The organism is Psychrobacter cibarius (assembly GCF_016107535.1).
Lineage (GTDB): Bacteria > Pseudomonadota > Gammaproteobacteria > Pseudomonadales > Moraxellaceae > Psychrobacter > Psychrobacter cibarius.
The window spans coordinates 42,420-54,470 of record NZ_JABASQ010000014.1 but is presented as its reverse complement, the minus strand read 5'-3'; the positions used below and the strand labels follow the sequence as shown (position 1 = coordinate 54,470).

The 12,051-nt window shown below is 41.3% G+C and carries 12 protein-coding genes; 4 read left to right on the top strand and 8 right to left on the bottom strand.

Going from position 1 to position 12,051, the window contains the following annotated elements:
- Positions 1–4 precede the first annotated feature (4 nt).
- The 3 genes from JFC08_RS09305 to JFC08_RS09295 form a co-directional block, all read right to left on the bottom strand.
- A complete protein-coding gene (locus tag JFC08_RS09305) occupies positions 5–763 on the bottom strand; it encodes an endonuclease/exonuclease/phosphatase family protein (RefSeq protein ID WP_045443058.1) in 759 nt (252 codons plus the stop codon).
- Between the two features lie 4 nt (positions 764–767).
- Positions 768–1,520 (bottom strand): M949_RS01915 family surface polysaccharide biosynthesis protein, encoded by a 753-nt coding sequence (locus tag JFC08_RS09300; protein ID WP_227697713.1) that lies wholly within the window; start codon positions 1,518–1,520, stop codon positions 768–770.
- A 164-nt stretch (positions 1,521–1,684) separates the two neighbouring features.
- Positions 1,685–2,797, bottom strand: coding sequence for an AOC03_06830 family ribosome hibernation factor (locus JFC08_RS09295; protein WP_045443051.1), 1,113 nt, complete (start codon positions 2,795–2,797; stop codon positions 1,685–1,687).
- Between the two features lie 456 nt (positions 2,798–3,253).
- On the opposite strand from JFC08_RS09295, the gene JFC08_RS09290 reads away from it, so the two are divergent.
- The 4 genes from JFC08_RS09290 to JFC08_RS09275 all read left to right on the top strand — a co-directional run bounded on the left by JFC08_RS09290 (position 3,254) and on the right by JFC08_RS09275 (position 6,960).
- Positions 3,254–5,440: a M3 family metallopeptidase gene (locus JFC08_RS09290; protein WP_198330489.1), complete on the top strand. Its 2,187-nt coding sequence runs from the start codon at positions 3,254–3,256 to the stop codon at positions 5,438–5,440.
- A complete protein-coding gene (locus JFC08_RS09285; RefSeq protein WP_198330488.1) occupies positions 5,441–5,698 on the top strand; it encodes a YheV family putative zinc ribbon protein in 258 nt (85 codons plus the stop codon).
- Between the two features lie 113 nt (positions 5,699–5,811).
- Positions 5,812–6,336 carry a hypothetical protein gene (locus tag JFC08_RS09280; protein WP_198330487.1) on the top strand — a complete coding sequence of 175 codons (525 nt, stop codon included), beginning with the start codon at positions 5,812–5,814 and terminating at the stop codon, positions 6,334–6,336.
- A gap of 33 nt (positions 6,337–6,369) precedes the next feature.
- Complete coding sequence (locus JFC08_RS09275) at positions 6,370–6,960, top strand: hypothetical protein (RefSeq protein WP_198330486.1); 591 nt, start codon at positions 6,370–6,372, stop codon at positions 6,958–6,960.
- A 128-nt stretch (positions 6,961–7,088) separates the two neighbouring features.
- Here the strand turns inward: JFC08_RS09275 and pnp are convergent, their stop codons facing one another.
- The 5 genes from pnp to JFC08_RS09250 form a co-directional block, all read right to left on the bottom strand.
- Positions 7,089–9,191 (bottom strand): polyribonucleotide nucleotidyltransferase, encoded by a 2,103-nt coding sequence (gene pnp / locus JFC08_RS09270; protein WP_055123694.1) that lies wholly within the window; start codon positions 9,189–9,191, stop codon positions 7,089–7,091.
- A 747-nt stretch (positions 9,192–9,938) separates the two neighbouring features.
- The gene (rpsO, locus tag JFC08_RS09265; protein WP_045443035.1) at positions 9,939–10,205 is read right to left on the bottom strand and encodes a 30S ribosomal protein S15; all 267 of its coding nucleotides are present in this window, start codon (positions 10,203–10,205) and stop codon (positions 9,939–9,941) included.
- Positions 10,206–10,572: 367 nt separating this feature from the next.
- A complete protein-coding gene (locus JFC08_RS09260) occupies positions 10,573–10,749 on the bottom strand; it encodes a hypothetical protein (protein WP_173936684.1) in 177 nt (58 codons plus the stop codon).
- Between the two features lie 143 nt (positions 10,750–10,892).
- Positions 10,893–11,054, bottom strand: a complete 162-nt coding sequence (locus JFC08_RS09255) for a hypothetical protein (RefSeq protein ID WP_157908367.1) — start codon at positions 11,052–11,054, stop codon at positions 10,893–10,895.
- A 99-nt stretch (positions 11,055–11,153) separates the two neighbouring features.
- Complete coding sequence (locus JFC08_RS09250; protein WP_055123695.1) at positions 11,154–11,678, bottom strand: type 1 glutamine amidotransferase domain-containing protein; 525 nt, start codon at positions 11,676–11,678, stop codon at positions 11,154–11,156.
- Between the last annotated feature and the right edge of the window lie 373 nt (positions 11,679–12,051).

Sequence of the window (12,051 nt, the reverse complement as noted above, 5' to 3'; positions counted from 1 at the left end):
TCATTTATAAATGTGCCAATTCCGCACTGAGCGGCAGATGATCAGACAGTGTCGACCATGGTTTGCCCGTATGCACCCAGGCATTTTTCACTCTTAGATTACGCACATAAATACGATCTAAGCTAAGCACAGGAAGCTTGGCTGGGAAAGTTGGCAGCAGTTTGCCATGACAATGCTTGAAAGCTTCGGTCATACCCAAGCTAGTAGCCAGCTTATCACAAGACATTTTTTTCCAATCATTAAAATCTCCTGCCAAAATCAGTGGTTGATCAGGTGCAATCTCATTACGAACATAGTTGGCAATGGCTTCATATTGCTTGATGCGATCACGCTCAAACAAATTTAGGTGTGCACACAGTACAACCACTGGTACATCCCATCCAACTGGTTGTACTTCGCAGTGCAAGACGCCACGCTGCTCAAGCTTATTAACGGTGATATTGACGTTATGTTTAGGATCCAATGGAAAACGGCTCAATACCGCATTGCCATGATGACCGTTTTCATACTCTGAATTTTTACCATAGCTATTTTGCAGCTGTAAATACTCACCAAACCATTCATGTTGCGATTGGTCAGGGTATTCGTTGTACTGCATATTGCGCTTAAGATTCTGACCTTGCACTTCTTGGAGACACAGTACATCGGAGCCAATAATATCGAGCGCTTGGGCGATACCTTGTATTTTAACTTGGCGATTCATCGGCGACATGCCTTTATGAATGTTATAGCTGGTTAGCACAAAAGAGGTTGTGGTAGTCATAGAATTAGTCATCATACTTAAAATAAATGGAACATTGGTTATCTCGCCACACTGATTGCAAGTGACGCCTAAATACTGATTTTTGAGTAGCTGATAGCGCTGATTGCTGTAGTAATTTTTCATCAATCTTGTAGTCACCACCGTAATAACCAGTAGCATCAACTGGCTGGTCTGTCTTGGCGTTACAAATTGCAGAGTTACCACGTACAGCAAATTTTTGCTGCCCTTCGTACATGATTACTTTCATCTCATCATAACTTACGTCACCACGACAACCGAGATAATAAGGCACACTCACTTCGATAACACCGTTATTATTAATATCAGTCACTACGGCGGTGTTTTTAGCGAATTCTGCGATTACATCTAACCCATCGCAGGGTACATAATCATATATTTGCCATACTCGTAAAGCCTCTTGTTCATCTATAACATATAAATGCGTGAAGACCTCTCCTGCTGGCTCGCCGGGGCTATTGGTTGAATTGAAACGCTGTAATTGAACCAAATACTGTTCTCCTACTGTGCCAATCCAAGAACGAATAGCAACAATATCTTTGGTCTTTAGCCTCATTTTATTTTTTTTAGAGTCTATTTGATAATAGTTTTGAATAGAAGGCGGCAATTGACCCCATGATAGATGGCTCACAGATATATTATTCACATCTGTCTCTGCCATACTGAGACTGGAGCTAAAGGCTATCATTGCTGTGATGCTAAATAGCATGAGAGTACTTGGTATGTTATTTAGCATCATTTAACAACCTACGGCAATCAAGTATAAGTTTTAGATAAAGGCTTAATATATCATCAATGTAAAAAGAGCATTGATTCTTATCGAACCAATGCTCCCATACTATACCTATCTTCTATCAATGGCGAATTCGCAAAGGATTGTCATCAATAGGCACTATCTAGCAACTAATAGCGTGTCACCAAAGCAATTGGTTGATCTTCACCCATAATATCTTGTGGCATAAATACTGCTTCACCACCATTATGAATGACATGCTCAATGATTTCGCCAATGGCATCATCAGTAACGCCTTCTGAAGCCGCATCATCTGCAAGACTCAAAGTCTGTGCCTTTTCATCAATTTTAGCCGATTGTATATAACCACGACGGACATAAAGCGTCTCGCCTGCACCTTGGAAGGCACTGCGGTAGACTTCTTGTAGATCTGTTTGCAACATATTGGCACCGCGTGCTTTATCAATCTCACCCATGGCAGCTTGATGCAGTGATGTACGATAGCCTTCCACCGCCTCTTGCACACTATTGATAATATGCTGAGCACTACCATCTTCTAGATTAGTCGCATTTGACACTGTGGCAATGATGTTGTCTGGACGATCACAAACTTCTTTATAGTAGCCGATATTTTTAGCATCGCCAACGACAACCAAAGGCATTTTGTGCTCACCCCACAACTCTTGTACGCTTTTATCCACTTGGTTAAAAAACTCTTTTAGATAGCTGCTTTCATTATTAGATGAGCGATCTGAGCCACCGTCGCCTGTCGTATACAAACCATTGTTTTCAATAGGAAATGGAATATTATCCATATTTTTTTGCAGGTCATCGTCCTTATCAAACTCTCTCACCACACGATCATTAGACGCTTCAATCAAGCGGGCATTATCACGAGTGAGTACCAAGGTGTAATAATGCACCGCACTTGCCATATCACGCACCAAATCTCGAGTCGCAAAACGATGTGAAATCACCACACGCTCCGTGGTGTCAATCGGCATACGGATGACTTGCACATCGTCGGTACTGGCAAAAATAGCCAAGGTATCAAGATTTAAGTTGTGATTTAGCTCTTTGGTTTTATCATGAATCTTATCGAGTATGGTAGTCGCTGTGCGCTTATCGTATTCGTTGGTTAAGCGTTCTTCAGCCACTTTTAATTGGTTCTTCAGGGCAATGGGATCTTGATCATTAGCAGGATGCTCGCGATGAGTCTTAACAAAGATACTAACCGCAGGATTGGCTTTGGTTTCACGTAAACTTTTGAGAGTCGCTTTCATTTATTGCTCCTTGTTTTATTATCATTTACTTTTAACATTGTGATTTTTACTATTAATCAACTGATTCATAGTTTTTGCTATCAGCAGTACTTAATATTTCTATTCCATTGCCTTGATGCTAGCAGTCAAACCTCACTCGCTGTAGGGTTAATTTGCAAGCAAATGATAGCACTTTGTAAGTAGAACACTCTGTATTGTTCTAAAAGCCTGACGGATCGACTTTAAACCCGCTTAATATTCACTATCTACTCGCTTCATACTTTGTATAGTCAATAATTAGGTTGCATTTTCGTCAAACGAACCCATCTTTTATATAGCTTATCGATAAGACAGCAAAAGAAGAAAAATAACACAAAGCTAATGATGTTCTAAATGTCACGGCAAGCCAATCTCTTATATAAAGCTACGTTTACTCAATAATAATTCATTCACTACGATCAGATATCGGATACTTTTATGAAAACCCTTCCTGCAGATTTACGCCTTGTCGATTTTGACAACGTTTCGCCAAGTACATTACAAAGCCATGTCATCAGTGCCATTGATGCAGCCAATACATTTTTAGATGAGATGAGTGCAGATACTGATAGCCATAACCGTGCTGCTAATATCAATGCTGAGCAAGCGCTAGCCGATGTGATGACTTTTGATCATATTAATCTGGCATTGGATCGCAGTTGGGGCATTTTATCGCACCTGAATAGCGTCATGAGCAATGACGACATTCGTCATGTCCATCATGAACTGCTACCTAAATTATCTGCTTATGGCACACGAGTGGGACAGCATCAGCCGCTATTTAATCGTTATCAAACTATCGTCAATGACACAGAATTTTTTGCGGCGCTTGAGCCTGCACGAGCGCGGGCTATTGAGCTTGCGCTACGCAGTTTTGAGCTGTCAGGTGTCGCATTACCAAAAGATGAACAAGAAAAGTTTGCGGCTATTCAAAGTCAGCTTTCTACCTTATCAGCGACCTTTTCAGATAACGTATTGGATGCCACCCAAGCTTATGCCTTACCGCTGCAGCAAGAGCAATTAGCAGGTCTAACCGAAAGTGGACTGGCGCTACTCGCAGATGCTGGCGAACAGTATAAAGCGCGCGCGCTTGCCAACGGTACGCTTACGCAAGTAGAATTCGATGCGTTGCCAAGTCCTTATTACGTGGCAAGCTTAAACATCCCTGTTTATCTTGCCATCATGACCCATGCGGATGACCGCGAGCTGCGTGAGACCCTATACCGCGCTTATGTCACGCGTGCTTCTGAGTTTGATGCGCATACCAATGCCAAAGGTGAGTCGCTAAATAACGCCGATATCATGAGTCAAATCCTGCAACTATGTGAGCAAAAAGCCAAGCTATTGGGTTTTGACAATTATGCAGAAGTCTCACTATCGACTAAAATGGCAGATAACGTGGCAGAAGTAGAAACCTTTTTACGGAGTTTGGCCACGCAAGCAACTCCAGCGGCTAAGCAAGACTTAGCTCAGTTGCAAAAGTATGCGCAAGATTATGGTATAGATGAGTTACAGGCATGGGACAGTGCGTATATCGCTGAAAAAGTCAAACAAAGCGAGTTCAGCTTATCGCAAGAAGAAATCCGCCCGTACTTTCCCTTACCAAAAGTGATTAGCGGATTATTTGCCATCGTTGAGCGTCTGTACGGTATCAAAGTCCAAGAGCAAAGTGAATCCGTATCACGCTGGCACGACGATGTCAGCTTTTATCAGTTGTTTGATGCTGATGATAACTTGCTTGGTGGCTTTTACTTTGACTTATTTGCACGCAGTGGTAAACGCGGCGGCGCTTGGATGAGTGGTTTTCAGTCACGTTATACTTACAGTGAAAAAAATCATCAGCAGCTGCCCGTTTGCTTTATGGTGGGTAACTTTACCCCTGCCCTCGATGGCAAACCAAGCTTATTGACGCATGATGAAGTATTGACTCTATTCCATGAGTTTGGTCACGGCCTACATCATTTATTAACCCAAGTGACGGTCGGTGATGTCGCTGGTGTCAATGGCGTTGAGTGGGACGCGGTCGAGCTGCCCAGTCAATTTATGGAAAACTGGGCGTGGGATGCCGAAGGTATTGCGCTGATTAGTAGCCACGTCGAAACCGGTGCGCCATTACCAAAAGACAAACTTGCAGCGTTATTGGCGGTGAAGAATTTCCAAAGCGGCATGCAAACCCTACGTCAAATCGAATTCGCACTGTTTGACTTATTGATTCATGCGCAGACGCCAGCGCTAGATTATGATGGTATATTAGCCACGCTAAATACCGTTCGAGACGACATTGCTATCATGCAGACACCTGACTACAACCGTTTTGCCAACGGCTTTAGTCATATCTTTGCAGGCGGCTATGCGGCAGGTTATTACTCGTATAAATGGGCAGAGTTGCTATCGGCAGATGCCTTTAGCAAGTTTGAAGAAGAAGGTATTTTTAACCCTGTCACTGGTAAAGCCTTCCGTGAGACAATTTTATCCGTTGGTGGTAGTTTCCCTGCCAAGATCAACTTTGAAAACTTCCGTGGTCGCAGTGCCAGTATCGATGCGTTGTTACGTCATAGCGGTTTTTCTGATACTAAAAAAGGCAGTGCTGCTGCTAATGCCTCAACAACACATGGGATGATTTAAATGCGCTATCAATCAACGCGACCAAAGCGGCAGTTTTTATCTGGTGTTCGCTGCCCTAAGTGTCAAGCGATGGATGCGGTGGTACAAATCAACGTCGTCACCCCAGAACCTGATGAGTATATTGAATGCACATTATGTGGACATAGCGAACATCGCCCTGATCCTGATGCAATCAGTGCCAAAAACCATGCTGAAGACCAAATTGCTCGTGATGCTATGGCTACTGGTACCAGCGGCACAGTAAAATTCAAGCCTTAAATATTAAGCGTTAAGTCTTAATAGCTACCAGCCTATCTAGCAATAGATAGGCTTTTTATTTTGAGTTTGCTATAGTATGGCTACTTATATTTCTAACATAAATCGACTATAGTATGAAAAGCCAAAAAATGCGTCCTCTATCAACCAAATCACTGAAAAAAAAGCCCACTAAGTCACTCCAGAAATGGTGGTCAATTATTATATTAGCGGCATTATTGATTGGCTACTTGGTCTGGAAAAACAATTCGATAGACACTAATACTGCGCCTATCGAAAGTACACCACCGACGACCGAACAAGATAGCGCTACTCAATTAGATGCTACGTCCTTAGGTAATAATGACAATAGTTCAAACAATAGTGACTTAACGTCAAATACTAATGAGACAACTACAGTTAATCAAATACCTAATGCTGATGAGATCTTAAATGCGGCTTTGCCAGAAACAGATAGTCTTGCTAAAGAAGAAATAGATCGCTTAGAAGACGAGCGTAAGCGCTTAGCTGAACAAGAAAAATTGGCTGCTGAACAACTGACGATGAACAAGCAATTAACTGATATGAAAGCAGAGCAAATCGCCCTACTTGAACAACAAATAGCGCAATTAGAAGCCGAGACAAACGGCGACAAACAGTAGCTAATTATTTAGACTTTTATCAAGGGGCTGACATTGGCGACTTTGCAACTTACCCACGCCCCTATCTTAAATAGTAGCGCGCAGCTGCTTATTCTACCAGTCAATACTGCAGGGATTCTTTTAGATCCTGTTCTCACAAAAGCTAAGACTTTATTTGCTGATAATTATCAACGTTACTATCGTGCATGCCGCGATGGCAGTCTGAGTGTTGGCAGCTGCTTACTGCATAAACGCGTGCTTGAGCAAGCTGGTTTAAGTATCAGCAGTAATGGCAATCAGCCCAGTTATATCGCTAATCTTGTGGTATCAAATCATCCTTACCACCCCACACGGTCACAATGGTTAATTGCCGCGTTGAATGATTTATCTGAGCAGCTTATCCCGCTTATCCGTTATCAAGGTATCCGTAGGGTTGCCCTCCTCGCACGCCCACTTATTCATAACCACTCACGAAATGAGACAGCTAACGTGTCCAACGCAGCCAATTTAGCAAACGCAGGCTCACTTGCGTTAGACTGGCACGCTGATATCTTACCGTTACTCTTACAGCACCTACAAGATTTGCCTAAAGTTCGAATCGATATTCACCTTCCTAAAGACTTTTATATAGACCAATCACTTTGATATAGGCCAGTTACTTTAATAAGATATTCTACTGAAAACAAGATTTTACACCCATAAAAAAACCGCCTTAAGCACTCATGACGAGAGACTTAAAGCAGTTTTTATATGTTGACTACATTAGATATCGATTAGCTTTGCTCGATACCTTTCATAGTCAATTTAATACGACCACGGTTATCGACGTCTTGGACGAAGACTTTAACGATTTGACCTTCTTTTAGGTAGTCAGAAACATTCTCAACGCGCTCTTCAGCGATTTGTGAGATGTGTACCAAGCCATCAGTGTTTGGCAAGACGTTAATAAACGCGCCAAAATCAACGATACGAGCAACCGTACCTTCATAAGTTTTGCCCACTTCAACTTCTGCCGTCAACGCTTCGATTCTACCGATAGCTGCTTTAGTTGCCGCTTTGTTTTCACCAAAGATACGAATCGTGCCGCCATCATCGATATCGATAACTGCGCCAGTCTCTTCGGTTAGCTGACGAATCATCGCGCCGCCTTTACCGATTACGTCACGGATTTTATCCGGATTGATTTCGATAACCGCATAGTTTGGTGCATGAGCGTTGATTTCAGTACGGCTCTCAGGCAATACTTTATTCATCGCGTCCAAAATATGGATACGACCGGCATGGGCTTGCTTAAGCGCTTGCTCCATGATGTCAGGCGTAATACCTTCGATTTTGATATCCATCTGCAGCGCAGTAATACCGTCTTTAGAACCAGCAACTTTAAAATCCATATCGCCAAGATGATCTTCATCACCTAAGATGTCTGACAGTACAGCGAAACGCTCACCTTCTTTAACCAGACCCATGGCGATACCAGCAACTGGTGCTTTTAGTGGAACACCAGCATCCATCAATGCCAAACTTGCACCACAAACAGACGCCATAGAAGATGAACCGTTTGACTCAGTAATCTCTGATACCACACGGATGACATACGGGAAGCGTTCGCTATCCGGTAGCATCGCTTGTACACCGCGGCGAGCTAGACGACCATGACCGATTTCACGACGTTTTGGAATACCTTCGCGGCCCGTCTCACCAACTGAGAAATGCGGGAAGTTGTAATGCAGCATGAAATGGTCACGAATCGTGCCACCTAGTGAGTCAATCATGTTGACATCACGGCTGTTACCAAGCGTGGTCGTAACCAATGCTTGCGTTTCACCGCGTGTGAACAATGCTGAACCATGCGTGTATGGCAATACACCAACTTGTACGTCAAGGGCACGAACAGTCTCAAGATCACGACCATCAATACGCGGCTTGCCTGACAAGATATTGTCACGAACCGTACGATATTTAAGATCGTTATAAATTTCTTTAAGCTCAGATACTGTATCAGCGTAAGTTTCTGACTCAGCATCACCAGCAAGTGCATCAATAATTGACTGCTTGATTTCATCAAGCTTAGTGTAGCGCGCTTGCTTATCAGTAATCGTATAAGCGTCAGCGACTTGCTCACCAAACTGCTCTTTCATGCTGCTGGTAAGCGCTTGATCACGCTCAGGAGCAGAATATTGCTGCTTAGCAGTACCGATTTCTTCTGCCATTGAGGCGATGTTATCAATAACGATTTGCTGTTGCTGATGACCATATAATACCGCGCCTAGCATTTGATCTTCTGAAAGCTCTGCCGCTTCAGATTCAACCATCAATACAGCAGATTTAGTACCGGCAACCACTAGGTCAAGGTCACTCTCTTTAAGCTGCTCAATCGTTGGGTTAAGGATGTACTCGCCGTTGATGAAGCCAACACGAGCAGCTGCGACTGGACCATTGAATGGTGCATCAGATATGGCTAGTGCCGCTGAAGCACCGATTAGGGCAGCGATATCTGCAGACTGAGTCTTATCTGATGAAACAACCGTTGCCGTAATTTGGATTTCGTTAACATAGCCTTCAGGGAATAGCGGGCGAATCGGGCGGTCAATCAAGCGTGAAGTTAGGGTTTCGAACTCGCTTGCACGACCTTCACGTTTGCCATAGGCACCTGGGATTTTGCCCGCTGCATACATTTTTTCTTGATAGTTGACCGTTAGCGGAAAGAAGTTTTGACCTTCTTTAGCCTCTGACTTTACCACTGCTGCGACAAGTACCGTAACGCCGCCCATATGTACTAAGATAGAGTTTGCTTGACGAGCAATACGACCTGTCTCGATCACAACCTGTTGGTTGCCATACTGAAATTCACGCTTAATGGTGTTAAACATTGTCATATAATCTTCCTAATGTTGACTGACGAAAGTAATATAAGCATTATAAAAAGCTGATATTTTTCATTAAAATTCTGTATATGTGACTACTAGTGTATATGACTAATAATTGACAGTCTTTCTCTCAGAAATCATCTCAACCAGTGCCAATAACATTACCTAGTTATTCCATATGCCTATCGGTGCTAGACATCGTACTATTGTGTATATTTGGTCATTCAATTTTGGCTTTACTATAAATACTATCAAAAAGACCTTAAGTCAAAAGACTTCGGTGCTAAAAACCCTATAGGCTATTTTTCTGCGCTTTTGAGCGTTGGATATTAGCGCAGCTAGCTATTCTATAAGCTAAGAAACGGGTATTTTATAAATAGTCACCATATATGTAGTAGATATACTATCAAACTCACAAGGCATTATTTTACAGTGATTTATAGCCATTGACCAATGAATTGCGGAACACAGCAATTATCGATAGAAAACACTTAGCTCTAGGCTCTAGTGTTACTGTTTTTACGAAAACTTCTATTACCTACTTTGAATTGGTCTTTATAACCAATGCTATCCAAAATCAATCTTGAAAATGAATAAGCATAAAAAAACGGCGTGAAACTATTCCACACCGTTTTTAGAAAAATCTATTTTATCGATAGCAACAAGCAAGTTCCAAGCGATTCAGCAAAAATTCTAAAATAGCACCATATGATGGCTTCTTTTATTTTAGCATCCACTCGTACTATTGTCGTTAGATTAACGACGTAGACCTAACTGGCTGATAAGCGTGGTGTAACGACCAAGATCTTTACCTTTTAGATAATCAAGCAATTTACGACGCGTGTTAACCATACGGATAAGACCGCGACGGCTATGATGATCAGCTTTATGTGCTTTAAAATGGTTCTGCAAATCGTTGATACGAGCACTCAATAGAGCTACTTGAACTTCTGGAGAACCAGTGTCATTTTCGCCACGTTGGTATTGAGCAATGATTTGTTCGCGATCGGTATTAGTTAGCATAAATATCTCCGGCAATGCTAAAAGCTTTAAGACATTCTCGAATTTGAGTAAGATCTAAAGCAGTAGAATAGTAAATAAAATAACCTGCACGTCATTCAGGACAACCCTGCATTACTAGAGTTGACCTAGTGTACGACAAGCTAATTAGTCATAACGACCATTTAGGATAAGCTGCGATGAGAGAGCACTTAATATAACTATCCGTTTTGGACAGCCTATGAAGCACGATGTCTTATCTCAACCTAATGTAAATGTGACAGTGATTATAACAAAAAACTGCTGAACTAGCAGCAGTTTTTCATAATACTTGTAAAGTCAGATTTATTTTTTATAGTTAAATCATCCGTCAATAGGCAAAAGAATTTGCTTATTTCTTAACGTCATCTTCCGTCGCGTTACCGCCTAGTTCATCATCTTCAAGCGGTGCAGCTGTGGTAACTTCTGCTAAACTATCAGGAGTAGCATGTTCGCTAGGATTGATGTCTTTTGCAAGCCTTTCAATCTCTTTTTCTTGCTCATCCATGTTATTCAATGAATTACTCATATTAGCTCCTGAATTATTATTTTTTGAAGTAGCTGTTTTATACTTTTTACATTGAGATGCAAATGTCATCAGTGGCATTGAGATGTAGAGATGATCAGCAAATATATCAGTGTTACCTTATTATGGATAACACGTTACATACTCTATTTGTCTTCTTTAGCATTTCCTAGGTTGTCTGCAATACGATCTGCTGCGGCTTCACTATCTTCAGTATGATTGTTCTCAGTTTGGCTTTTAAGTGCTGCAGTTACTGACTCAGAACGTTGTTGCTCAAGCTTGGTATCGTTTGGGTTAGAGTTTGACATAATGTTTTCCTCAGTTACGGTTGTGGATGTTTAAGAAATATAAGTTGTGAATGTTTAAGAAATATAAATAATTGATTATTCAGTAAATGGGTAGAAAAATTAAGATAATGCCTTATCAATAGCATCAACGAAATTGCTGATATCATCTGGATTACGTGAGGTAATCAAATTACCGTCTACCTGTACTGTTTGATCTACAAATTTTGCACCAGCGTTTTCTAAATCTATCTGCAGCGTATGATAAGCAGTGAGCGTTTTACCTTTGGCAATACCTGTATTGATAAGTACCCAAGGAGCATGGCAAATGACGGCTAATGGCTTGCCTGCATCATTGATAGCATTGATAATACTATGAGCCTCTTCATTGCCACGAATCGTATCCGCATTGACAGTACCACCTGGTAGTACCAACGCATCATAATCAGAAACGCTTGCGTCCTTTGCAAAAATATCAGCAATAAAGGTGTCGCCTTTGTCTACATCTTGCTGCATGGCTTGCACTTCTTTTTCTTTATTTGTGGTTATAAGAAGTGTCTTGTAACCTTTATTTTTGAGTTGATTATTAACCTCTTCGTATTCTGCTTGCTCGAAGTTATTGTGTAGTAAAAAAGCGATGGTTTTCATGATATTCCTTTTTTCGTTATGAGTGATTTTCTTTTAGTTGTTTTATTATTCATACTTTATTTTTATGAGTCGTTGTTATTATTGGCTGTATAGTCTTCCTCTGACCCATCTTGTTCATATTAAATATTCTCTTTCGAACCTAGTTTTTATTTTTGATATATGACTTTTTATCTTATTATTTTTTTATGTTCTTATTCTTAGAGTCTTAGTTCGATTTATTTTTCTATCCAGACTTCCTATCCGGTAGATCTAAAGTACAAAAAAAACAGGTTCCACCATAGGTGAAACCTGCAATAAAATGTGAGGATATGTGATTAGTGTAAACTATTAGTAAGCTAAATCGTGTTTAAACGAGGGTTATATAAGAACCGTA

Coding starts and splice junctions, on each gene's coding strand:
- JFC08_RS09295 (WP_045443051.1), bottom strand. CDS start 2,797: ATGAAAGCGACTCTCAAAAGTTTACGTGAAACCAAAGCCAATCCTGCG.
- pnp (WP_055123694.1), bottom strand. CDS start 9,191: ATGACAATGTTTAACACCATTAAGCGTGAATTTCAGTATGGCAACCAA.
- JFC08_RS09290 (WP_198330489.1), top strand. CDS start 3,254: ATGAAAACCCTTCCTGCAGATTTACGCCTTGTCGATTTTGACAACGTT.
- JFC08_RS09285 (WP_198330488.1), top strand. CDS start 5,441: ATGCGCTATCAATCAACGCGACCAAAGCGGCAGTTTTTATCTGGTGTT.
- JFC08_RS09280 (WP_198330487.1), top strand. CDS start 5,812: ATGAAAAGCCAAAAAATGCGTCCTCTATCAACCAAATCACTGAAAAAA.
- JFC08_RS09300 (WP_227697713.1), bottom strand. CDS start 1,520: ATGATGCTAAATAACATACCAAGTACTCTCATGCTATTTAGCATCACA.
- JFC08_RS09305 (WP_045443058.1), bottom strand. CDS start 763: ATGACTACCACAACCTCTTTTGTGCTAACCAGCTATAACATTCATAAA.
- JFC08_RS09260 (WP_173936684.1), bottom strand. CDS start 10,749: ATGAGTAATTCATTGAATAACATGGATGAGCAAGAAAAAGAGATTGAA.
- JFC08_RS09250 (WP_055123695.1), bottom strand. CDS start 11,678: ATGAAAACCATCGCTTTTTTACTACACAATAACTTCGAGCAAGCAGAA.
- JFC08_RS09255 (WP_157908367.1), bottom strand. CDS start 11,054: ATGTCAAACTCTAACCCAAACGATACCAAGCTTGAGCAACAACGTTCT.
- rpsO (WP_045443035.1), bottom strand. CDS start 10,205: ATGCTAACTAATACCGATCGCGAACAAATCATTGCTCAATACCAACGT.